General features: G+C 72.8%; 23 protein-coding genes. 19 read left to right on the top strand and 4 right to left on the bottom strand.

Annotated features, from left to right (window positions below; all coding sequences use genetic code 11):
- The first annotated feature begins 133 nt into the window (after positions 1-133).
- Positions 134-1,501, top strand: coding sequence for a phosphoglucosamine mutase (glmM, locus tag P3T34_RS15975; protein ID WP_280666707.1), 1,368 nt, complete (start codon positions 134-136; stop codon positions 1,499-1,501).
- Between the two features lie 12 nt (positions 1,502-1,513).
- Here the strand turns inward: glmM and coaA are convergent, their stop codons facing one another.
- Positions 1,514-2,512: a type I pantothenate kinase gene (coaA, locus tag P3T34_RS15970; RefSeq protein ID WP_280666706.1), complete on the bottom strand. Its 999-nt coding sequence runs from the start codon at positions 2,510-2,512 to the stop codon at positions 1,514-1,516.
- 100 nt (positions 2,513-2,612) lie between these two features.
- Here coaA and glmS point away from each other — a divergent pair, with 100 nt between their 5' ends.
- From glmS to P3T34_RS15935, 7 genes are all read left to right on the top strand, one after another.
- Positions 2,613-4,469: a glutamine--fructose-6-phosphate transaminase (isomerizing) gene (gene glmS / locus P3T34_RS15965; RefSeq protein ID WP_280666705.1), complete on the top strand. Its 1,857-nt coding sequence runs from the start codon at positions 2,613-2,615 to the stop codon at positions 4,467-4,469.
- Between the two features lie 53 nt (positions 4,470-4,522).
- Positions 4,523-4,891, top strand: coding sequence for a holo-ACP synthase (locus P3T34_RS15960; RefSeq protein WP_280666704.1), 369 nt, complete (start codon positions 4,523-4,525; stop codon positions 4,889-4,891).
- 50 nt (positions 4,892-4,941) lie between these two features.
- Positions 4,942-6,384 (top strand): NAD(P)H-hydrate dehydratase, encoded by a 1,443-nt coding sequence (locus P3T34_RS15955; RefSeq protein WP_280666703.1) that lies wholly within the window; start codon positions 4,942-4,944, stop codon positions 6,382-6,384.
- Positions 6,385-6,389: 5 nt separating this feature from the next.
- On the top strand, positions 6,390-7,571 hold the full coding sequence (gene alr, locus P3T34_RS15950) for an alanine racemase (protein ID WP_280666702.1): 1,182 nt from the start codon (positions 6,390-6,392) through the stop codon (positions 7,569-7,571).
- Positions 7,571-8,722, top strand: coding sequence for an alpha/beta hydrolase (locus tag P3T34_RS15945; protein ID WP_280666701.1), 1,152 nt, complete (start codon positions 7,571-7,573; stop codon positions 8,720-8,722). Before alr ends, P3T34_RS15945 begins: the two co-directional genes overlap by 1 nt.
- 64 nt (positions 8,723-8,786) lie before the next feature.
- A complete protein-coding gene (gene tsaE / locus P3T34_RS15940; RefSeq protein ID WP_280666700.1) occupies positions 8,787-9,278 on the top strand; it encodes a tRNA (adenosine(37)-N6)-threonylcarbamoyltransferase complex ATPase subunit type 1 TsaE in 492 nt (163 codons plus the stop codon).
- Positions 9,279-9,376: 98 nt separating this feature from the next.
- Positions 9,377-9,562: a hypothetical protein gene (locus P3T34_RS15935; RefSeq protein WP_280666699.1), complete on the top strand. Its 186-nt coding sequence runs from the start codon at positions 9,377-9,379 to the stop codon at positions 9,560-9,562.
- Here P3T34_RS15935 and P3T34_RS15930 read toward each other — a convergent pair.
- Entirely contained in the window at positions 9,508-10,080 is a 573-nt protein-coding gene (locus P3T34_RS15930) for a hypothetical protein (protein ID WP_280666698.1), read from the bottom strand. The two genes, P3T34_RS15935 and P3T34_RS15930, sit on opposite strands and share 55 nt — an antisense overlap.
- Positions 10,081-10,223: 143 nt before the next feature.
- Between P3T34_RS15930 and tsaB the strand changes: the two genes are divergently transcribed.
- The 5 genes from tsaB to P3T34_RS15905 are packed head-to-tail and all read left to right on the top strand — an operon-like array spanning position 10,224 to position 13,665.
- Complete coding sequence (gene tsaB, locus P3T34_RS15925; protein ID WP_280666697.1) at positions 10,224-10,877, top strand: tRNA (adenosine(37)-N6)-threonylcarbamoyltransferase complex dimerization subunit type 1 TsaB; 654 nt, start codon at positions 10,224-10,226, stop codon at positions 10,875-10,877.
- Positions 10,874-11,380 (top strand): ribosomal protein S18-alanine N-acetyltransferase, encoded by a 507-nt coding sequence (gene rimI / locus P3T34_RS15920; protein WP_348534663.1) that lies wholly within the window; start codon positions 10,874-10,876, stop codon positions 11,378-11,380. Before tsaB ends, rimI begins: the two co-directional genes overlap by 4 nt.
- Positions 11,373-12,461, top strand: coding sequence for a tRNA (adenosine(37)-N6)-threonylcarbamoyltransferase complex transferase subunit TsaD (gene tsaD / locus P3T34_RS15915; RefSeq protein WP_280666696.1), 1,089 nt, complete (start codon positions 11,373-11,375; stop codon positions 12,459-12,461). The genes rimI and tsaD overlap by 8 nt, the downstream gene beginning before the upstream one ends.
- Before the next feature lie 14 nt (positions 12,462-12,475).
- Complete coding sequence (locus P3T34_RS15910; RefSeq protein WP_280672137.1) at positions 12,476-12,724, top strand: hypothetical protein; 249 nt, start codon at positions 12,476-12,478, stop codon at positions 12,722-12,724.
- Positions 12,725-12,774: 50 nt separating this feature from the next.
- A complete protein-coding gene (locus P3T34_RS15905) occupies positions 12,775-13,665 on the top strand; it encodes a polysaccharide deacetylase family protein (protein ID WP_280666695.1) in 891 nt (296 codons plus the stop codon).
- Here P3T34_RS15905 and P3T34_RS15900 read toward each other — a convergent pair.
- Positions 13,662-14,840, bottom strand: a complete 1,179-nt coding sequence (locus tag P3T34_RS15900; RefSeq protein ID WP_280666694.1) for a class I SAM-dependent methyltransferase — start codon at positions 14,838-14,840, stop codon at positions 13,662-13,664. The genes P3T34_RS15905 and P3T34_RS15900 overlap by 4 nt on opposite strands.
- Before the next feature lie 234 nt (positions 14,841-15,074).
- Here P3T34_RS15900 and groES point away from each other — a divergent pair, with 234 nt between their 5' ends.
- The 3 genes from groES to P3T34_RS15885 all read left to right on the top strand — a co-directional run bounded on the left by groES (position 15,075) and on the right by P3T34_RS15885 (position 18,245).
- Positions 15,075-15,383, top strand: coding sequence for a co-chaperone GroES (groES, locus tag P3T34_RS15895; RefSeq protein WP_280666693.1), 309 nt, complete (start codon positions 15,075-15,077; stop codon positions 15,381-15,383).
- A 116-nt stretch (positions 15,384-15,499) separates the two neighbouring features.
- A complete protein-coding gene (groL, locus tag P3T34_RS15890; protein ID WP_280666692.1) occupies positions 15,500-17,137 on the top strand; it encodes a chaperonin GroEL in 1,638 nt (545 codons plus the stop codon).
- 109 nt (positions 17,138-17,246) lie between these two features.
- A complete protein-coding gene (locus P3T34_RS15885) occupies positions 17,247-18,245 on the top strand; it encodes a LysR family transcriptional regulator (RefSeq protein WP_280666691.1) in 999 nt (332 codons plus the stop codon).
- A gap of 63 nt (positions 18,246-18,308) precedes the next feature.
- On the opposite strand, the gene P3T34_RS15880 is transcribed toward P3T34_RS15885, so the two are convergent.
- A complete protein-coding gene (locus P3T34_RS15880) occupies positions 18,309-18,623 on the bottom strand; it encodes a WhiB family transcriptional regulator (RefSeq protein WP_280666690.1) in 315 nt (104 codons plus the stop codon).
- A 529-nt stretch (positions 18,624-19,152) separates the two neighbouring features.
- On the opposite strand from P3T34_RS15880, the gene P3T34_RS15875 reads away from it, so the two are divergent.
- The 3 genes from P3T34_RS15875 to guaB all read left to right on the top strand — a co-directional run bounded on the left by P3T34_RS15875 (position 19,153) and on the right by guaB (position 22,535).
- Positions 19,153-19,764: a response regulator transcription factor gene (locus P3T34_RS15875; RefSeq protein WP_014136228.1), complete on the top strand. Its 612-nt coding sequence runs from the start codon at positions 19,153-19,155 to the stop codon at positions 19,762-19,764.
- A 264-nt stretch (positions 19,765-20,028) separates the two neighbouring features.
- Complete coding sequence (gene shbA / locus P3T34_RS15870; RefSeq protein WP_280666689.1) at positions 20,029-20,721, top strand: RNA polymerase sigma factor ShbA; 693 nt, start codon at positions 20,029-20,031, stop codon at positions 20,719-20,721.
- A gap of 311 nt (positions 20,722-21,032) precedes the next feature.
- On the top strand, positions 21,033-22,535 hold the full coding sequence (gene guaB, locus P3T34_RS15865) for an IMP dehydrogenase (protein WP_280666688.1): 1,503 nt from the start codon (positions 21,033-21,035) through the stop codon (positions 22,533-22,535).
- The last annotated feature ends 73 nt before the right edge of the window (positions 22,536-22,608 follow it).

Genomic DNA, 22,608 nt, shown 5'->3' with positions numbered 1-22,608 from the left:
TGACGCCCCGGAGCACTCCATGTGCTCCGGGGCGTTGTGCTCCCTGGACCGGTCAGGCGGCCAGGGACTCCTCCCCGCGGGCGGGGTGGGCGCTGGGCGCCCCCGCCGGCGGCCGGCGACAAAGGACGAAACAGTGGCACGACTCTTCGGTACGGACGGCGTACGCGGTGTGGCCAACGAGGGCCTGACCGCCGAGCTGGCCCTGAGCCTCTCGGTGGCGGCGGCCCATGTGCTGGGCGACGCCGGTGCCTTCGCCGGGCACCGCCCGGTCGCGGTGGTCGGCCGCGACCCGCGCGCCTCGGGCGAGTTCCTGGAGGCCGCCGTCATCGCGGGCCTGGCCAGCGCGGGCGTGGACGTGCTCAAGGTGGGGGTGCTGCCCACCCCCGCCGTGGCCTACCTGACCGGCGCGCTCGGCGCGGACTTCGGCGTGATGCTCTCCGCCAGCCACAACGCGATGCCCGACAACGGCATCAAGTTCCTCGCCCGCGGCGGCATCAAGCTGGACGACGCGATCGAGGACGCCATCGAGGCGCACTACCACCGCTACTCGTACGGCGCCGACGAGGACTGGACCCGCCCGACCGGCGAGGCCGTCGGCCGGGTCCGCGAGTACAACGAGGGCTTCGACAAGTACGTCGCCCACCTGGTCGCGGTGCTGCCGAACCGGCTGGACGGCGTCAAGGTCGTCATCGACGGCGCGCACGGCGCGGCCGCCCGGGTCGCCCCCGAGGCCTTCGCCCGCGCCGGCGCCGAGGTGGTCTACACGCTGGGCGCCGAGCCCACCGGCCTCAACATCAACGACGGCGTCGGCTCCACCCACCTCGACCAGCTGTGCAACGCCATGCGCGAGCACAAGGCCGACTTCGGCATCGCGCTGGACGGCGACGCGGACCGCTGCCTGGCCGCCGACGCAGAGGGCAACGAGGTGGACGGCGACCAGATCCTCGCCATCCTGGCCGTCGCGATGCGCGAGGCCGGCACGCTGCGCCGCAACACCGCGGTCGGCACCGTGATGTCCAACCTGGGCTTCAAGCTGGCCATGGAGCGCGAGGGCATCGAGCTGGTGCAGACCGCGGTCGGCGACCGCTATGTGCTGGAGGCGATGAAGGCGCACGGCTACGCGCTGGGCGGCGAGCAGTCCGGTCACGTGATCCTGCTGGACCACGCGACGACCGGCGACGGCACGCTCACCGGCCTGATGCTGGGCGCCCGACTGGCCGCCACCAAGCAGCCGTTGGCCGATCTCGCCGCGGTGATGACCCGGCTTCCGCAGCTGCTGATCAACGTCAAGGGCGTGGACCGCAGCCGGGTCGCCGACTGCGCCGAGCTGACCGCCGCCGTCGTCGAGGCCGAGGCCGAACTCGGCAGCACCGGACGGGTGTTGCTGCGTCCGTCCGGCACCGAGCCGCTGGTCCGGGTAATGGTGGAGGCGGCCGACCAGGAGCAGGCCAAGGCGATCGCCGAGCGGCTGGCCGAGGCGGTCCGTACCCACCTCGGCTGACCCGTAAGGGAGTTACAGCTTTCGCAGAAGGGCGCGACGGACCTTGTGGTCGGCGCCCTTCTGCAGCACCAGGGTCGCCCGGCCGCGGGTCGGCAGCACATTCTCCAGCAGGTTGGGCTTGTTGATGGTCCGCCAGACCTGGCGGCCGTACTCCAGCGCCTCCTCCTCCGGCACCTCGGTGAAGCGCTGGAAGTAGGAGTTCGGGTCCTGGAAGGCTGTGTCGCGCAGCTTCTTGAAGCGCGAGAGGTACCAGCTCTCGATGTCGTCGGTGCGCGCGTCGACGTAGATCGAGAAGTCGAAGTAGTCGGCCACCGCGAGCCGGGTGCGGCCGTCGGTGCCGGGCAGCGCGGGCTGCAGGACGTTGAGTCCCTCGACGATCAGGATGTCCGGGCGCTGCACGGTCAGCCGCTCGCCCGGCACGATGTCGTAGACCAGGTGCGAGTAGACCGGCGCGCTGACCTCCTGCTTGCCGGCCTTCACGTCCGCCACGAAGCGCATCAGCGCCCGGCGGTCGTAGGACTCGGGGAAGCCCTTGCGCGCCATCAGGCCGCGCCGGCGCAGCTCCGCGTTGGGCAGCAGGAAGCCGTCGGTGGTCACCAGCTCGACCCGGGGGTGCTCGGGCCAGCGGGCCAGCAGCGCCTGCAGCAGGCGCGCGCTGGTCGACTTGCCGACCGCGACCGAGCCGGCCACGCCGATGATGAACGGCGTGCGGGTGCGCTCGGTGTCGCCCATGTCCAGGAAGCTGCCGAGAGCGCCGCGCAGCTCGTGCGTCGCGTGGATGTAGAGGTTGAGCAGGCGGGAGAGCGGCAGGTAGACGTCCCGCACCTCGTCCAGGTCCAGGGCGGTGCCGAGGCCGCGAAGCTGCTCCACCTCCTGCGCGGAGAGCGGCAGCGGCGTTCGGTCGCGGAGGGCGCTCCACTCGGCCCGGGAGAGATCGACGTACGGCGACGGCGATGGGCCGGGCGCGGCGGCAGCGCCCCGCGTACAGAGTTCGGTCAGCACATCGTCCATTGTGGGCCGTCCGGAGCCGGGCGGGTGCTGTGGTGTCGGTCACGCACCGTTGCCCCGGTCGTGGCTTGGGTGAAAACAGACCGCCCTTATGCTGACACACATGTGCGGAATCGTTGGATATGTGGGCTCTCAGCCCGCGCTCGAAGTAGTGATCGCAGGGCTGCGGCGGCTGGAGTACCGGGGGTACGACTCAGCCGGCGTCGCCATTCAGACGGCTGACTCCTCAGGGCAGTGGAGTCTGGCCACCGACAAGCGGGCCGGCAAGCTCGCAAATCTTGAGAAGTCGCTCGCCGAGACCCCTCTCCCCGGCGGCACCACCGGCATCGGCCACACCCGTTGGGCCACCCACGGCGGACCGACCGATGCCAACGCCCACCCCCACCTGGACGACGCCCTGCGGGTGGCCGTGGTCCACAACGGCATCATCGAGAACTTCGCCTGGCTGCGCGCCGAGCTGGCCGAGCGCGGCCACACGCTGCGCTCGGAGACCGACACCGAGGTGGTCGCCCACCTGCTCGCCGAGGCCTACACCGGCGACCTGGCCGAGGCCATGCGGATCGTCTGCCGCCAGCTGGACGGTGCGTTCACGCTGGTCGCGGTGCACGCGGACGCACCCGACGTGGTCGTCGGCGCGCGGCGCAACTCGCCGCTGGTGGTCGGGCGCGGCGTCGGCGAGAACTTCCTCGCCTCGGACGTCTCGGCGTTCATCGCGCACACCCGCGAGGCGATCGAGCTGGGCCAGGACCAGGTCGTGGAGCTGCGCGGCGACGCGGTGACCGTCACCAACTTCGACGGCACGCCCGCCGAGGTCCGCGAGTACCACGTGGACTGGGACGCGTCGGCCGCCGAGAAGGGCGGTTACGACTACTTCATGCTCAAGGAGATCGCCGAGCAGCCGAAGGCCGTCGCCGACACCCTGCTCGGCCGGATCGGCACCGACGGCCGACTGACCCTGGACGAGGTGCGCATCCCGGACTCGGTGCTGCGCGAGGTCGACAAGGTCGTCATCGTGGCCTGCGGCACCGCCTTCCACGCCGGCATGATCGCCAAGTACGCGATCGAGCACTGGACCCGGGTGCCCTGCGAGGTCGAGGTCGCCTCGGAGTTCCGCTACCGGGACCCGATCCTCGACGACCGCACGCTGGTGATCGCGATCTCGCAGTCCGGCGAGACCATGGACACCCTGATGGCGCTGCGGCACGCCCGCGAGCAGGGCGCCAAGGTGCTGGCGATCTGCAACACCAACGGCTCGACGATCCCGCGCGAGTCGGACGCGGTGCTCTACACGCACGCCGGACCCGAGGTCGCGGTCGCCTCCACCAAGGCGTTCCTGACCCAGCTGGTCGCCTGCTACCTGGTCGCCCTCTACCTGGGCCAGGTGCGCGGCACCAAGTGGGGCGACGAGATCCGCGCTGTCATCGAGCAGCTCGCGGACGCGCCGCGGCAGGTCGAGCAGGTGCTGGAGACCATGGAGCCGGTGCGCGAGCTGGCCCGGTCGCTGGCGGACGCCAACTCGGTGCTCTTCCTCGGCCGCCACGTGGGCTTCCCGGTGGCGCTGGAGGGTGCGCTCAAGCTCAAGGAGCTGGCGTACATGCACGCCGAGGGCTTCGCGGCGGGCGAGCTGAAGCACGGTCCGATCGCGCTGATCGAGGAGGGTCTGCCGGTCGTGGTGGTCGTGCCGTCCCCGCGTGGGCGGTCGATCCTGCACGACAAGATCGTCTCCAACATCCAGGAGATCCGGGCCCGCGGCGCACGCACCATCGTGATCGCCGAGGAGGGTGACGAGGCGGTCGTGCCGTACGCCGACCACCTGATCCGCATCCCGGTGACGCCGACGCTGCTGCAGCCGCTGGTCGCCACCGTCCCGCTGCAGGTCTTCGCCTGCGAGCTGGCCACCGCCAAGGGGCACGAGGTCGACCAGCCCCGCAACCTGGCGAAGTCGGTCACGGTGGAATAGCCCCACCCGGGACACCGGCCCCTGGCGGGCCGGTGTCCCGTATCGTCGGCGGGGTGATCATCGGAGTGGGAATCGACGTCGCGTCCATCGAGCGGTTCGCCACCGCGTTGGAGCGCACGCCGGAGATGGCTGATCGGCTGTTCACCCCGGCGGAGCAGTTGCTCCCGAGCGGCGCCAGGCGCAGTGCCGCCTCGCTGGCCGCGCGCTTCGCCGCCAAGGAGGCGCTGGCCAAGGCGGTGGGCGCGCCGGGCGGGTTGGAGTGGCACGACGCGCAGGTGGTGGCCGAGGAGTCGGGCCGGCCGACTTTGCACGTCACGGGGACGATCGCGGCGCTGGCCGCCGAGCTGGGGGTCAGCTCCTGGCACCTCTCGCTCAGTCACGACGCCGGAGTGGCCACAGCCGTGGTGATCGCGGAGGGCTGAGGGGTCGGTTTCCCGGGGTTGGTTCCTCCCCTCTCCGGTAGCGTCGAGGCATGCGCCACGCTCACACGGTCGAACAGGTCCGCGCCGCCGAGGCCGCGCTGGCCGGCCAGCCGCTGATGGACCGCGCAGTGGCCGGCCTGACCGCCACCTGCGCGCGACTGCTGACGGAGCGTCGGGGGCGGGTCTACGGCAGCCGCGTCCTGGTGCTGGCCGGCAGCGGTGACAACGGCGGCGACGCGCTCTTCGCGGGCGCCCGGCTGGCCCGCCGCGGCGCGGCCGTCAGCGCCGTGCTGGTCAGCCCCGAACGGGTGCACGTCGCGGCCCTGGCGGCCCTGCGCGCTGCCGGCGCCTGGGTGACCACGGATCAGGAAGTCGGCCTGGCCGACTTCGGGCGCGCAGACCTCATCCTCGACGGCATCGTCGGCATCGGCGGACGCGGCGGTCTGCGCCCGGCCGCACAGCCGTACGCGACGGCGCCGCGCAGCGGGGTGCTGGTGGCGGTGGACGTGCCCAGCGGGGTCGACGCGGACACCGGCGAGGTCGCGGGCGTGGCGCTGCGCGCCGACGTCACGGTGACCTTCGGGACGTACAAGCCCGGCCTGCTGGTGGACCCCGGGGCCGGCCACGTCGGCGCGCTCCAGCTGGTGCCGATCGGCCTGGAGCCCCCGCAGGCCGCCGTGGAGTGCCTCCAGCACGCCGATCTGGCCGCCCTGCTGCCCTGCCCCGGCGCCGAGAGCGACAAGTACCGCCGCGGCGTGCTGGGCCTGCTGGCAGGATCCGAGCGCTACCCGGGCGCGGCCGTCCTGGCCACCGCGGGCGCGCTGCACGGCGGCGCGGGCGCCATCCGCTACCAGGGCCGGCCGGCCGAGGAGGTGGTCCGGCGCCACCCCGAGGTGCTGCTCGGCCCCGGCCGGGTGCAGGCCTGGGTGGTCGGCCCGGGCTCCGGCGACGACGCCCCCGAGGCACTCTCCGACGCGCTGGCCTCCGACGTCCCGGTGCTGGTCGACGCCGACGGGCTGACCGAGCTCGCCCGCCGCGGCCCCGCCGAGCTGGCCGGCCGCAGCGCGCCGACCCTGCTCACCCCGCACACCGGCGAGGCCTCCCGGCTGCTCGGCGGCGCCGCGACGCCGGAGCAGATCGGCGCCGCCCGGCTGCGCCACGCCCGCGACCTGGCGACCCGCTACGGCGCGACCGTCCTGCTCAAGGGCTCGACCACCGTGGTCGCCCGCCCGGACGGCGCCGTCCGGGTCAATCCCACCGGCACCTCCTGGCTCGCCACGGCCGGCAGCGGCGACGTGCTCGCGGGCCTGGCCGGCGCGCTGCTGGCGGCCGGGCTCGACCCGTGGGACGCCGCACCGGCCGCCGCCTATCTGCACGGCCTGGCCGGCCGGTTCGCCGCGGGCCCGGACGGCGGCGCCCCGATCACCGCATCCGAGGTCGCCGCCGCCCTGCCGACCGCCTGGCGGGGCATCGCCGCAGGTCTGGGAGACTGAGCAGGATGACAACTGCGACGACGACCGGGACCGCCATGCTCGCTGACGGAGTGCGCGCCGAAGCCGCCATCGACCTGGCGGCGCTGCGCGGCAACCTCGCGTCGCTGGCCGAGCGGGCGCCGAGCGCCGAGTTGATGGCCGTGGTGAAGGCCAACGGCTACGGCCACGGCGCGCTGCCGTGCGCCCTGGAGGCGCTGGCGGCGGGCGTCCGCTGGCTCGGCACCGCCACCCCCGACGAGGCGCTCGCGCTGCGGGCGGCCGGCATCGGCCCGGAGCGGGCCCGCATCCTGTGCTGGCTCTGGACCCCCGGCGGGCCCTGGGCCGAGGCACTGCGGGCCGCGCTGGACATCTCGATCAGCGGCCGCTGGGCGCTGGAGGAGCTGCTCGCCGCCGTCCGGCTGACCGGCGTCCCGGCCCGGATCCACCTCAAGGCGGACACCGGCCTCGGCCGCAACGGCTGCCAGCCGCACGACTGGCCCGACCTGGTGGACGCCGCGCTGTGCGCCCAGGCGGAGGGCCTGGTCCAGGTGGTCGGCCTCTGGTCGCACCTCGCCGCCGCCGACGAGCCCGGCCACCCCTCGGTCCGCGCCCAGCAGGAGGCCTTCACGGCCGCCCTGGAGCACGCCGAGCGGGCCGGGGTCCGGCCGGAGGTACGGCACCTGGCCAACTCGCCCGCCACCCTGCTGCTCCCGGACACCCACTACGACCTGGTCCGCACGGGCCTGGCGATGTACGGGCTGTCGCCGGTCCCGGACATCGGCGGCCCGGCCGACTTCGGGCTGCGCCCGGTGATGGCACTGAACGCGCGCCTCGCGCTGGTCAAGACCGTCCCCGGCGGACACGGCGTCAGCTACGGCCACCTCTACACCACCCCCGGCGAGACCACGCTGGGCCTGGTGCCGCTCGGCTACGCGGACGGCCTGCCCCGGCAGGCCAGCGGCGCCGGGCCGGTGCAGATCGACGGCAAGTGGCGCACGGCCGCCGGGCGGATCGCGATGGACCAGTTCGTGGTGGACCTGAGCGGTGAGACGCCGGAGGTCGGTGCGGAGGTGCTGGTCTTCGGCAACGGCGAGCGCGGCGAGCCGACCGCCGAGGACTGGGCCCGCGCCGCCGGCACCATCGCGTACGAGATCGTCACCCGGATCGGCTCCCGGGTGCCGCGCCGCTATCTGGGCGGAACTCTCTGATGGCCGAGCCCGCCGGTTCGGCCGGCCCCGCCGGGGTGAGCCGGGCCGGGCTGATCGGCATCTCGGTCGGCGTGGTCGCCGCCGGCGCGGCCGCGGGCGTCGCCATCGAGCGCCTGACGGTGGGCCGCGCCACCCGCCGCCGGGCCCGTGAGGAGCTCGACGCGACCGCCCCGTTCGGCACCCTGCGCGGGCGCCCGCGCACCGTCGCCGCCGCCGACGGCACCGAGCTCTACGTCGAGCTGGACGGCCCCGAGCCGGCCGCCGACGCGCTGACCGTGGTGTTCTGCCACGGCTACTGCCTCAACCAGGACAGCTGGCACTTCCAGCGGGCCGCGCTGCGGGCCGGCCTGCGGCTGGTCTTCTGGGACCAGCGCAGTCACGGCCGCTCCGAGCGCTCGCGCTCCTACCTCGCGGGGGAGCCCGCGAGCATCGACCAGTTGGGCGCGGACCTCGGGGCCGTACTGGACGCCGTGGTGCCCACCGGGCCGATCGTCCTGGTGGGCCACTCGATGGGCGGCATGACGGTGATGGCCCTGGCCGACCAGCGGCCGGAGCTCTTCCGCGAGCGCGTCGCGGGGGTGGCGCTGATCGGCACCACGGCCGGCGACTGGGACACCGTGACGTTGGGCCTGCCCGCGATGGGCGCCCGGGTCTGGCGGCGGCTGGCGCCGGGCGTGCTCAAGGCGCTGGGCAGCCAGGTCGGCCTGGTGGAGGCGACCCGGCGGATCGGTGCGGACGTCGCCGCGGTGCTCTACCGGAGGTTCTCCTTCGGCGCCAAGGACGTCGACCCGGCGGTGGCCAGGTTCGCCGAGCAGCTGCTGGACAGCACCCCGATCGACGTGGTGGCCGAGTTCTACCCGGCGTTCGGGGCGCACGAGAAGGCCACCGCGCTGAACGCCCTGGCCGGGCTGCCGGCCTTGGTACTGGCCGGCACCAAGGACCTGCTGACGCCCGCGGCGCACAGCGAGGCGATCGCCGAGGCCCTGCCGGGCGCCGAGCTGGTCATCCTCCAGGACGCCGGCCACCTGGTGATGCTGGAGTGCCCCGACGAGGTCGACCACCGGCTGGCCGCCCTGCTCCGCCGCGCCGCCGCCCACGCCGGCGCTGCGCCGCTACCGGCGTCCGTCCAGCGGCTGGCAGCGCGGGACTGAGCGCCCGCCGGGTGTGGCACCGTGGTGGTCCACCGAACTGTCGAGGAAGGGCACCGGCGCTGTCATGGGCTCGCACACCACTCTCACCGTCCCCACCGCCGAGCGGATGGGCGAGCTCGGCAAGCGGCTGGCCGGCCTGCTCAGGCCCGGTGACCTGGTGCTGCTCTCCGGTGAGCTGGGGGCGGGCAAGACCACGCTGACCCGCGGCCTGGGCGCGGGGCTCGGGGTGCGCGGCGCGGTCACCTCGCCGACCTTCGTGATCGCCCGGGTGCATCCCTCGCTGGTCGGCGGGCCCGCGCTGGTGCATGTGGACGCCTACCGGCTCGGCGGTCTGGACGAGATGGAGGACCTCGACCTGGACGTGTCGCTGCCGGAGTCGGTGATCGTGGTCGAGTGGGGTGAGGGCAAGGTCGAGGACCTCTCCGAGAGCCGCCTCGAACTGCGGATCGAGCGCACGCTCGGCGGCCTTGAGGAGAGCGACGAGCGCCGGGTCACCCTGAACGGCCTCGGTGCCCGCTGGGACGGCGTCGATCTCGCCGCCCTGGACGCCGGGTGACGGGTTTTCCGACGCGCTGTCGGTAAAATGTTGCGGGTACGGTGCCGGGCGTGATGGGATGGGCACGTCAGTTAGGTATGCCTAACTAGGGAGGCGCCATGTCGAGCAGCACCCCCACGCAGGAGACCGCCGCCAGGACACCTGCCCGCGAACACGAGGTCGGGATGCGTGAGCTGCTGGCCGCGGGCGCCGCGGCCGCCGCCGTCTGCACGCCGCCGAGCCGGCCGGCTCAGGCGATCACGGTGACCCGGGTGCCGGTCGGCGCGAAGTCCCAGAGCGTCTGACCGTCCTCCCGGCTCTCCCGGACGCCGCCGGTCTTCGCCTTGGGATCGGCTGCCGGGGTCGCCCCGTCGATCGCGGCACTGAAGCCGAAGACCGTGCCGTTCTGCTCGGCGAACCGGACCACGTGCTCGATCTGCCGGCCGTCCGTGCCGGTGGCCTCGGCGGCGCGGCTGTAGACGCTGAAGCTGCCGGGTGCCGGGCTGACGGAGCCGGGCTCCACCAGGAAGGCCGCCTGCACCTGCGGGGTCTTCTTGGGGTCGACCAGCCACACCTGCTTGGCGCTGACCGAGTAGACCACCCGGCGGCCGGTGCCGGAGGACGCGGGCAGCGTGGCGAGGGCGGCCGTGGGCGCGGCGCTCGGCGAGCCGGCGGCGGTCGGGGAGGCGGCGGCGGGCGATCGCGGCGCCGTCGCGGCGGTCCGCGTCTCGGCGCCGTTCGCCTGGATGGCCAGCAGGCTCACCACCGCCAGGGCGCCCAGCGTCAGACCGGTGACCACGACTCCAGGACCCAGCTTTGCCACGAGCGCTCCCACCATCGGTTGCCGTATCGGAGTGGTGCCGTCGGCCCCATCGTGCCAGGTTCGCGGGCGTGCTCGGCGACGCTGTGAACGTGTGTTCCGTACCAGGACAAAAGGTCGAGCCGCCGACCCTCTAACCTGGAGCCGTGCTGCTGCTCGCGTTCGACACCGCTACCCCCGCCGTCACCGCCGCCGTCCACGACGGCACGGCCGTCCTGGCGCAGACCCACCAGGTCGACGCCAGACGCCATGGTGAGCTGCTGCTGCCCGCCATCGGCGAGGTGCTGGCCGCGGCCGGCGTCGACAAACGCGACCTCACCGCCGTGGCGGTCGGGGTCGGCCCGGGCCCGTACACCGGCCTGCGGGTCGGCCTGGTCACCGCCGCCGCGCTCGGCCACGCGCTCGACCTGCCGGTGTACGGCGTCTGCACGCTGGACGCGATCGCCCACCAGGCCCGTGCCGAGGGACTGACCGGCGCCTTCACGGTGGCCACCGACGCGCGGCGCAAGGAGGTCTACTGGGCCTCCTATGACGCCGACGGCGCCCGCACCGAGGGCCCGGGCGTCGACCGGCCCGCCGAGCTGACGGCCTGTCCGGTGGTGGTGGGCGCCGGCGCGCTGCTCTACCGCGAGGTGTTCGGGGACGTCCGCGCCCCCGAGCACGTCTCGGCCGGCGCACTGGCCGACTTCGCCGCCACCGAGCTGGCGGCCGGCCGCGAGCTGCTGGCGCCGGTGCCGCTCTACCTGCGCCGCCCGGACGCCCAGGTGCCGGCCGGCTACAAGGCGGTGCTCCCGGCGTGACGGCTGCGAGCGTGCGGACCGAGCTGCGGCCGATGCGCTGGTGGGACATCGAACCGGTGCTGGAGCTCGAGCGCCGGCTCTTCCCCGAGGACGCCTGGTCCGCGGCGATGTTCTGGTCCGAACTGGCCGAGGCCCACCCGGGCGGCACCCGCCACTACACCGTGGCCGCCACCCCCGACGGCGCGATCGTCGGCTACGCCGGCCTGATGGCCGTCGGCGCCGAGGGCGACGTGCAGACCATCGCCGTCGACGAGCGCCACCAGGGGCAGGGCCTCGGCGCGGCGCTGCTCACCGACCTGGTCGAGGAGTCCGTCCGGCGCGGCTGCGCCGAACTGCTGCTGGAGGTGCGGATCGACAACTTCGGTGCCCAGCGCCTCTACGAGCGCTTCGGCTTCGCCCCGGTCGGCATCCGGCGCGGCTACTACCAGCCGGCCAACGTGGACGCCCTGGTGATGCGTCTCGACCACCCGAACGACGATGTGAAGGAACCCCGCCATGGCTGACGAACCGCTTGTCCTGGGCATCGAGACCTCCTGCGACGAGACCGGCGTCGGCATCGTGCGCGGCACCACCCTGCTGGCCGACGCGGTGGCCTCCAGCGTGAACGACCACGCCCGCTTCGGCGGCGTGGTGCCCGAGATCGCCAGCCGCGCGCACCTGGAGGCGATGGTCCCCACCATCCAGCGCGCCCTGGACACCGCCGGCATCAAGGCCTCCGACCTGGACGGCATCGCCGTGACGGCGGGCCCCGGACTGGCCGGCGCGCTGCTGGTCGGCGTCTCGGCGGCCAAGGCGTACGCCTGGGCGCTGGACAAGCCGCTGTACGGCGTGAACCACCTGGCCTCGCACATCTGCGTGGACCAGCTGGAGCACGGCCGGCTGCCCGAGCCGACGATGGCGCTGCTGGTCTCCGGCGGCCACTCCTCGCTGCTGCTGACCGCCGACATCACCAGCGACGTCCGCCCGCTCGGCGCGACCATCGACGACGCGGCCGGCGAGGCCTTCGACAAGGTGGCCCGGGTGCTGGGCCTGGGCTTCCCCGGCGGCCCGGTGGTGGACCGGATGGCACGCGAAGGCGACCCCAAGGCGATCCACTTCCCGCGCGGTCTGAGCGGCCCCAAGGACCCGGAGTACGACTTCTCGTTCTCCGGCCTGAAGACCGCCGTCGCCCGCTGGGTGGAGGGCAAGCGCCGGGCCGGCGAGGACGTCCCGGTGGCGGATGTCGCGGCCTCCTTCCAGGAGGCGGTCACCGACGTGCTGACCCGCAAGGCGATCAAGGCCTGCCGGGACAACGACGTGGACCACCTGATGATCGGCGGCGGCGTGGCGGCCAACTCGCGGCTGCGCGAGATGGCCCAGCAGCGCTGCGACAAGGCCGGCATCCGGCTGCGGGTGCCGCGCCCCGGGCTCTGCACGGACAACGGCGCGATGGTGGCCGCGCTCGGCTCGGAGATGGTCTGGCGCAACCGGACGGCCTCCGCGCTGCACCTGTCGGCCGACTCCTCGCTGCCGGTCACCGAGGTCTCGGTGCCGCACACCGATGTGCACGGCCAGGCGTACCGGCAGCTGGGTGGCGGGGCGTGACGACGGTCGCGGCGATGTGGGAGGCGCGCGCGGCCGAGGGCCGGGCCGGCGAACTTCTGGCCTGGGCCCGCGCGAGCGCGCTGCCGGCACTGGCCGGGGCCGATCGGGTCGAGCTGTTCAGCGCGCCGGGGGACCGGGTGCTGCTGATCAGCTGGTGGGACGGGCTCGACCCGGTCGCGGCTCCCGAGCCGCCGGCCGGGCTGCTGGCGCGCCCGGTGCACCGCTGGTCGTTTACCAGCGAGTACGTCACTCCGGCGCGGTAACGTTCGTGGTCGAAACCTGACCGAACAGCACATATGGGGGGCACCGCGCCGTGAGGACGTACGACTGGGGCCGGGCGAGGACGTATCTGGCCGGTTCGCTGGTGGTGGCCGCCGCGATCAGCGGCTGCGGCAGCAGCGCGGGCCCGCACAACGCGCAGGGCGGCCCGCCGGCGGCCGGCCAGCCCGCGCTGCCGCCGCCGGCCACCACGCTGCCGACCGGGGCACCGTCCGGGGCCGTCGACCCGGCCGCCTGGGCCAAGTGGAAGCTCCAGCCGCTGCCGGCCGCCCCGCCGGCCCCGGCGGTCAAGCCCGTCAAGCTCACCAAGACCGGCACGGTCCCGGTGATCAGCTCGATCCCGACCACCGACAAGGTGGTCTTCGTGACGATCGACGACGGCGCGGAGAAGGACCCCAAGTTCATCGAGATGATGAACGACCTGAAGGTCCCGATCACGATGTTCCTGATGAACGACACCATCAAGGACAACTACGGCTACTTCAAGCCGTTGCAGGCGCTCGGCAACTCGATCCAGAACCACACGCTGCACCACCCGGCGATGAGCACCAAGTCGGCCGCCGAGCAGAAGGCCGAGGTCTGCGGCGACCAGCAGGTCATCACCCAGCAGTACGGCACCGCGCCGTTCCTGTTCCGCCCGCCGTACGGCGACGGCGCGCACACCCCGACGCTCAACACGGCCGTCCAGCAGTGCGGTCCGCGCGCGGTGGTGATCTGGCAGGAGACCATGCAGATCCACGACATGCAGTACCAGACGGCCGACAAGAAGCTGAAGCCCGGCGACATCATCCTGGCGCACTTCCGCGGCCCGTCGGAGCTCAAGGGCGAGACGATGACCGAGATGTTCGGCGAGCTGCTCAGCCGGATCCAGGAGCAGGGCTTCGCGGTGGCCAGGCTGGACGACTACATCCAGCCGCCCAGCTAGCCCGCGGCCTTGACCGGCTGGGCGAGCATCATCATCGGGGTGCTGCCGATCCGGGTCATCACGACCGTCGCCTCGTTCGCGCCCTCGGGTTTGAGGGCGCGGCGCAGCTCCTCCGGGGTCAGGCCGATGCCGCGCTTCTTGATCACCACGGTGCCGACGCCGCGCGAGCGCAGCAGCGCCTTGAGCTTCTTGATGTTGAACGGCAGCACGTCGGTCACCTCGTACGCGTGCGCGTAGGGGGTCGGGACCAGCTGATCGGACGTCAGGTAGGCGATCATCGGATCCAGTAGCGTGCCGCCCACCTGCTCGGCGACCTCGGCGACCAGGTGGGCGCGGATCACCGCACCGTCCGGCTCGTAGAGGTAGCGGCGGATCGGGCCGGCGGGAGGGTCGGGGAGCCGGCCGCCGGTCAGCGTGCGCCCGCCCGGCAGCAGGGTGGCGCGGTGCGGCTCGGCGGCCTTGGTGCCGAACCAGAGCACGGCCTCCTTGACGTCCCCGTGGTCGGAGACCCACTCGGCCTCGGCGTCCTCGGGGACCGCGTCGTGCGGGATGCCCGGCGCGATCTTGAGCGCGCCGTACGGGGTGCTCCGGCCGGCCTCGATGGCCCAGGCGAGCGGCGGGGAGTACGCGGCGGGGTCGAAGACCCTGCCCTTGGTGGTGCGCCGGGCGGGGTCGGTGAAGACCGCGTCGAAGCCCTCGACGGCGGTCTCGGTGACGTCGGCGCAGCGCACCTCGATCAGCTCGGCGAGCCCGAGCGCGGCGGCGTTGGCGGCGGCAGCCGCGCAGGCCAGCGGGTCGCGGTCGACGGCGAGCACCGCGATCCCGGCCCGGGCCAGCGCGATCGCGTCGCCGCCGATGCCGCCGCAGAGGTCGGCCAGCCGCCGCACGCCGAGCGCCGCGAAGCGCTGCGCGCGCCACTCGGCCACGCTGCGCCGGGTGGACTGCTCGACGCCGTTGGGCGTGAAGTACATCCGGTCGGCGTCCTCGCCGAACTTGGCGCGGGCCCGCTGGCGCAGCTGCGCCTGCCCGATCGCTGCGGAGACCAGCTCGGCCGGGTGCTCGCGGCGCAGCCGGGTGGCCAGCGCCAGCTCCTGGCCGGGCGCGTGCTCCCGCAGCTCGGCCAGCAGCTGCTGGCCCCGGTCGGTGAGCAGGGCCTCAAAAATCTCGATCTCCACCCGCCCATTGTCCCCGGCGGCGGCGCGCCCGGGGACACCGCTCGGATCGAATCGCTGGGCGCGCCGTTGGCACTCTGGTTGACTGAGTGCTAACAGCGGCCTATGGTCGTTCTTGGCACTCCCCCCAGGGGGAGTGCTAACGCGAAAGAGTGGCCTGACCCCCGCGACGGCAGGCCGCAGACGTCGCCACCTACCTGATAGACAACCCCGTAATCTCCGAAGGGGAACTCGGACGTGACCACCGCCAGCAGCAAGGTTGCCATCAAGCCGCTTGAGGACCGCATTGTGGTCCAGCCGCTCGACGCCGAGACCACCACGGCCTCCGGCCTGGTTATCCCGGACACCGCCAAGGAGAAGCCCCAGGAGGGCGTTGTCCTGGCCGTCGGCCCGGGCCGCTTCGAGGACGGTAACCGTCTTCCGCTCGACGTCGCCGTCGGCGACGTCGTCCTGTACTCCAAGTACGGCGGCACCGAGGTGAAGTACCAGGGCGAGGAGTACCTCGTCCTCTCGGCTCGCGACGTTCTCGCCATCATCGAGAAGTAAGCAAGTCCGGCGGGCCCCGTGCCCGCCACCTCGCCTCGCCCCGGATCCGTGTCATCACTGACAGGGGCCCGGGGCGTGGTTGTTGGCTCACGTAGACACCCCAAGGAAACGGAACCATGCCGAAGATCCTGCAGTTCGACGAGGACGCCCGCCGCTCGCTGGAGCGCGGTGTCAACAAGCTCGCCGACACCGTCAAGGTGACCATCGGTCCCAAGGGCCGCAACGTCGTCATCGACAAGAAGTTCGGCGCTCCGACCATCACCAACGACGGTGTCACCATCGCCCGTGAGGTCGAGCTCGACGACCCGTACGAGAACCTTGGCGCGCAGCTCGTCAAGGAGGTCGCCACCAAGACCAACGACGTCGCGGGCGACGGCACCACCACCGCCACCGTGCTGGCCCAGGCCCTGGTCAACGAGGGTCTGCGCAACGTCGCCGCGGGTGCCGGCCCGGCCGCCCTGAAGAAGGGCATCGACAAGGCCGTCGCGGCCGTCACCGAGCACCTGCTCTCGATCGCCCGTGAGGTCGACGGCAAGGACGACATCGCCGCCGTCGCGTCGCTCTCCGCGCAGGACCCGCAGGTCGGCGAGCTCATCGCCGAGGCGATCGACAAGGTCGGCAAGGACGGTGTCATCACCGTCGAGGAGTCGAACACCTTCGGCGTGGAGCTGGACTTCACCGAGGGCATGCAGTTCGACAAGGGCTACCTCTCGCCGTACTTCGTGACCGACGCCGAGCGTCAGGAAGCGGTCCTCGAGGACCCGTACATCCTGATCAACCAGGGCAAGATCTCCTCGATCCAGGAGCTGCTCCCGCTGCTCGAGAAGATCCTGCAGGGCGGTGCCTCCAAGCCGCTGCTGATCATCGCCGAGGACGTGGACGGCGAGGCGCTCTCCACCCTCGTGGTGAACAAGATCCGTGGCACCTTCAACGCGGTGGCCGTCAAGGCCCCCGGCTTCGGTGACCGCCGCAAGGCCATCCTGGGCGACCTGGCCACCCTGACCGGTGCCACCGTCATCTCCGAGGAGGTCGGCCTCAAGCTCGACCAGGCCGGTCTCGACCTGCTGGGCACCGCCCGCCGGGTCACCATCACCAAGGACGAGACCACCGTCGTCGACGGTGCCGGCGACCACGAGGCTGTGGCCGGCCGCGTCGCCCAGATCAAGGCCGAGATCGCCAACACCGACTCGGACTGGGACCGCGAGAAGCTGCAGGAGCGCCTGGCCAAGCTGGCCGGCGGCGTCTGCGTGATCAAGGTCGGCGCCGCCACCGAGGTGGAGCTCAAGGAGCGCAAGCACCGCCTGGAGGACGCCATCTCGGCGACCCGTGCCGCGGTCGAGGAGGGCATCGTCGCCGGTGGTGGCGCCTCTCTCGTGCACGCCCAGAAGGTGCTCGACGGCGGCCTCGGCCTGTCCGGCGACGAGGCGACCGGTGTCGCGGTCGTCCGCAAGGCGCTCGCCGAGCCGCTGCGCTGGATCGCCCAGAACGCCGGCCTCGAGGGCTACGTCATCACCCACAAGGTCGCCGAGCTGGAGGCGGGCTTCGGCTACAACGCCGCCACCGGCGAGTACGGCGACCTGCTGAAGGCCGGCGTCATCGACCCGGTCAAGGTCACCCGCTCCGCGCTGGAGAACGCCGCGTCGATCGCCTCGCTGCTCCTCACCACCGAGACCCTCGTGGTGGAGAAGCCGGCCGACGAGGACGCCGCTGCCGCCGCGGGTCACTCGCACGGTGGCCACGGCCACTCGCACTGAGTAGTCGCCGAAGGCCCGGCCGCCCCCGCTGAGCGGGGGCGGCCGGGCCTTCGGCGTACCCGGCGCCCGCGCGGTACGGGCGCGCAGTCGTGGGGCGTAGCGTGAACGCATGATCGAGGCTCGCCATCTCCGGGTCCTGCGGGCCGTCGCCCGCACCGGCTCCTTCTCCGCCGCCGCCCGCGAACTGGGCTGCACCCAGCCGGCCATCAGCCAGCAGATGAAGGCGCTGGAGAACGCCGTCCAGCTGCCGTTGGTGGTCCGGGTGGGCCGTGGGATGCAGCTGAGCGAGGCCGGGCAGGTGCTGCTGAAGCACGCCACCGGGATCCTGGCCGGACTCTCGGCGGCCGAGGAGGAGGTGGCGGCGATCGCCGGCCTGCGGGCCGGACGGGTGCGGTTGGTGTCCTTCCCGACCGCGAGTTCCACTCTTGTGCCGCCCGCCGTCGCCCAGCTGCGGGGCGCCCATCCGGGGGTTCGCGTGTCGCTGGTGGAAGCCGAGCCGCCGGAGTCGCTGGCGATGCTGCGCGGCGGCGAGTGCGAGATCGCGCTGGCCTTCCGCTATCCGGGTTCGGCCGCCGCACCGGTGGCGCCGGCGCACTCCGGCAGCCGGGCCGCGCGGGCCGAGGCGACGTTGGCGGCCGCCGAGACGGCGGCCGCCAACGACTGGTCCGATCTGGTGGTGCGGCCGCTGCTTGACGACCCGTTGGTCGGGCTGCTGCCGGCCGGACACCGGCTGGCCGACTGCGGTGAGCAGCGGCCGGCGGCGCTGGCCGAGCTGGCCGAGGAGCAGTGGATCGCGGGCTGCCCGCAGTGCCGCGGGCATCTGGTGGAGCTCTGCGCGGGGGCCGGATTCGAGCCCCGGATCGACTTCGCGACCGACGACTACCCGGCGGTGGTCGGCTTGGTGGCGGCTGGGCTCGGGGTCGCGGTGCTCCCGCGGCTCGCGCTGGCGGCGGTCCGCTGCGACGGGGTGGCGGCGGTCCCGGTGCACGCGGGGTCGGGTGGACCCGCGCTGCGGGAGGTCGTCGCGCTGACCCTGCCGGATCTGGTCGACGTGCCGGCCGTCGCGCTCATGCTGGACCGGCTCGCCGCGGTGGCGGCCGGTCGCTGATTCGGGGGACCAAGGGGTCGGGTGTCGTCGGGTGGGCGTGCTGGGCGGAAGAAACGTTTCTGCTCACTGACGTGCGGTCAGTGGTACCTCGATCAGTCGGTTGCGCGAACGGCCCTGCAGCTCCTCGCGCTCGTCCTCGGTGAGGCCGCCCCAGACGCCGTACGGCTCGCGCACCGCGAGCGCGTGGGCCGCGCACTCGGTGCGGACCGGGCAGCGCATGCAGACCTCTTTGGCGCTCTGCTCGCGTGAGCTGCGGGCGGCGCCGCGTTCCCCCTCGGGATGGAAGAACAGTGAACTGTCCACGCCGCGGCAGGCGGCGGAGAGCTGCCAGTCCCACAGGTCCGCGTTCGGGCCGGGGAGTCGGGAGAAATCTGCCATGGCTCATTCCCTTCGGCGAGGCATCGAGGCGTCGGGGGTGGACGCCTGGAAATATGACTTACGGCGACCTACTGGACAAGTCATCCACAGAGTTACACAACAGTCAATGATCGTACAAAAGGTATGAAAACGGGCGAACGGGGCACGAGGTTTGACGGTCGCCGGTGTCGCGAGCGGGCCCCGCGGCGCGTCGGCTGCGCTGTGTGGACGGCCTCCCGATGCCGTACTCCGGCGTGCGCGTCCTGCGCCCACCGCGCGCCACGTGCGCAAAAGAGCGGCCGTTGCCCCGCGATGCGACTGATCGGTAATGGGTTGGCCACGTACAGTGGTGGAGATGGCCCTGAAAGCCGTAACTCATTCGAGTGACGGTCGTTGGAAGTGCGGAGGCGGTTGGCAGGCGCCGGGTGAACGGGAACGATCGCGCGATGGCAGCGATCCGAACGGGGTCCGGCGCCGAAGAGGCCGTGTCGGAGAGATTCGTACCAGCCAGGAGGCTCAACGTGACGCGGATCAGCTGCGGAGGACGGTCATGACATCCGTTCTCGTTTGCGACGATTCACCGCTCGCTCGGGAGGCGCTGCGCCGCGCGGTCGCCACCGTGCCGGGTGTCGACCGGGTGACCACGGCGACGAACGGTGAGGAGGTCCTCCGCCGCTGGGTGGCCGACCGCTCCGATCTCGTCCTGATGGACGTCCGGATGCCCGGACTCGGCGGGGTCGAGACGGTCCGCCGACTGCTGTCGGCCGACCCGGGCGCCCGCATCATCATGCTCACCGTCGCCGAGGACCTCGACGGCGTGGCGCTGGCGGTCGCCGCCGGGGCGCGCGGCTACCTGCACAAGGACGCCTCGCGCGCCGAGCTGCGGGCCACCGTCACCCAGGCGCTCGCCGACCCGACCTGGCGGCTGGCGCCCCGCCGGCTGCGCAGCCCGGACATGGGGGCGGCCCCGACCCTGACGGCACGTGAGATCCAGGTGCTGGAGGGGATGAGCCACGGCCGGAGCAATGCGGAGATCGGCCGCGAGCTCTTCCTCTCCGAGGACACCGTGAAGACCCACGCCCGCCGGCTCTTCAAGAAGCTCGGTGCCTCGGACCGCGCCCACGCGGTGGCTCTCGGTTTCCGCTGGGGCCTGGTCCGCTGATTGCGGTCGGCCTCGCCCTGGCGCGCCCCTTTTCCTCCGCAACGGAGGGAGGGGCGTGCCGGGATATAGGCCGTTGCGGCTCGCAGGCTGCACCATGGAGGGGTGGAACACCTCGGGGAGCAGCGGACAGGCACTGCGGCGGACCGTCCGGTCATCGACAGCGAGGACGGCGGAGGTGGGCAGGTGCCGGCTGCGGATAACGTTCAGGTGCACAACTCCGGACGCGGTGCGACGTTTTCCGCCGCGACCAGGCACCATGGACCGATGCGTGACGACGAGGCCGCCGACCCCGGCGAGGCAGACCCGGGCGGGGCCGCACCCGATGACCCGGCCCGTGAACCGTCGTCCCCAGGCGGCCGAGGCCGCCGTCAGAGCACCCACACCGGTACCTCGCCGCTGATCGCTGAGCTGGTGGGGGCCGCCGTGCGGGGCGAGGGTCCGGCGACTGACGCCCTGTTGGCCTATGTCCACCCGCTGGTGCTGCGCTACTGCCGGGGCCGGCTGGTCCGGCTGCCCGGCGGCGCCCGGCACCACGTCGACGACGTCGCCCAGGAGGTCTGCGTCGCGGTGCTCTGCGCGCTGCCCCGCTACCGGGACGAGGGCCGGCCGTTCGAGGCCTTCGTCTACAGCATCGCGGCGCACAAGATCGCCGATCTGCAGCGGGCCGCGATGCGCGGGCCCGGTTCGACGATCATCCCGCCGGACGACCTGCCGGAGCTGCCCGACGAGGCGCTCGGCCCCGAGGAGCGGGCGCTGCTGAGCAGCGACGCCGCCTGGATGCGCGAGCTGCTGTCCAACCTGCCGGCCCGTCAGCGCGAGCTGGTGCTGCTGCGGATCGCCGCCGGGCTCTCGGCGGAGGAGACCGGCGAGGTGCTCGGGATGTCGCCGGGCGCCGTCCGGGTGGCCCAGCACCGCGCGCTCAGCCGACTGCGGGCGCTCGCGGAGGAGTCCGCCTAGCGGGACCGGTCGTACCGGAATGGCCCACGCGGGGTGGGTGTTGTCAAGGGGGCGCGAGCTGACATTCCCGGTGCCAGTACCATGGGGTATCGGCGCCTGGACAGGTGGCCAAAGATTCGCACCCGAGCGCGGGGTTCTGTTGGAGCTTCCTCCAAGCGCGGTGCTTCTGGTGGCCTGGACCTGAGCCGGTGAGCGCGCGGGTGCGGTGCGGCCGTCACCACGGTCACCGATCACCCGCACGGAGCGAGCAACGCGCCCGCCACCCTCAGCGGGGCGTGCACAGATCGACAGCCGCCACGGGAAGGTGCCCAATGTCTTACAACGCCGCAGGTGTACCCGAGAAGTTCGCCATGCTCGGGCTCACCTACGACGACGTCCTGCTGCTGCCCGGGGCCTCGTCGGTGCTGCCCAACCAGGTCGCCACCGCCTCCCGGGTGTCGCGCAACGTCCAGGTGAACATCCCGCTGCTCTCCGCGGCGATGGACAAGGTCACCGAGGCCCGGATGGCCATCGCGATGGCCCGCCAGGGCGGCGTCGGCGTGCTGCACCGCAACCTTTCCATCGAGGACCAGGCCAACCAGGTCGACCTGGTGAAGCGCTCCGAGTCCGGCATGGTCACCGACCCGATCACGGTCGGCCCGGAGACCACCCTGGGCGAGGCCGACGCGCTCTGCGCCAAGTTCCGGATCAGCGGTGTGCCGATCGCCGACGAGAGCGGCAAGCTGCTGGGCATCGTCACCAACCGCGACATGGCCTTCGAGTCGGACCGCAGCCGCAAGGTCCGCGAGATCATGACGCCGATGCCGCTGATCACCGGCAAGGTCGGCATCTCCGGCGAGGACGCCATCGCCCTGCTGCGCCGGCACAAGATCGAGAAGCTGCCGCTGGTCGACGACGAGGGCCGGATCAAGGGCCTGATCACCGTCAAGGACTTCGTCAAGGCGGAGAAGTACCCGCTGGCCGCCAAGGACTCCGAGGGCCGGCTGCTGGTGGGCGCCGCCGTCGGTGCCAGCGCCGAGGCGTTCGATCGCGCGCAGGCGCTGGTCGAGGCCGGCGTCGACTTCCTGGTGGTGGACACCTCGCACGGCCACAACAGCAACGCGCTGGAGTGGATGGCCAAGATCAAGTCGGCGGTCCGGGTGGACGTCGTCGGCGGCAACGTCGCGACCCGCGACGGCGCGCAGGCGCTGATCGACGCCGGCGTGGACGGCGTGAAGGTCGGTGTCGGCCCGGGCTCGATCTGCACCACCCGCGTGGTGGCCGGGATCGGCGTCCCGCAGGTCACCGCGATCTACGAGGCGGCCGTGGCCTGCCGTGCGGCGGGCGTGCCGGTGATCGGCGACGGCGGCCTGCAGTACTCCGGTGACATCGGCAAGGCGCTGGCCGCCGGTGCCGACACCGTGATGCTCGGCAGCCTGCTGGCCGGTTGCGAGGAGTCGCCCGGCGAGCTGCTCTTCATCAACGGCAAGCAGTTCAAGTCCTACCGCGGCATGGGCTCGCTGGGCGCCATGCAGTCGCGCGGCCAGGGCCGTTCGTACTCCAAGGACCGCTACTTCCAGGCCGAGGTGGGCTCGGACGACAAGCTCGTCCCCGAGGGCATCGAGGGCCAGGTGCCCTACCGCGGCCCGCTGTCGGCCGTGCTGCACCAGCTGGTCGGTGGCCTGCGGCAGACCATGGGTTACGTCGGGGCGGCCACCGTGGCCGAGATGGAGAGCAAGGGCCGGTTCGTCCGGATCACCTCCGCCGGGCTCAAGGAGAGCCACCCGCACGACATCCAGATGACCGTCGAGGCACCGAACTACCACAGCCGCTGAGACTCCCCGCGAAGGCCCGCCGCCTGGACCCCGAGGTCCGGGTGGCGGGCCTTCGTGCGCACCGGGTCCGGTC

The organism is Kitasatospora sp. MAP12-44, from assembly GCF_029892095.1.
Taxonomy (GTDB): domain Bacteria; phylum Actinomycetota; class Actinomycetes; order Streptomycetales; family Streptomycetaceae; genus Kitasatospora.
This window is presented reverse-complemented; position numbering and strand designations above follow the sequence as displayed.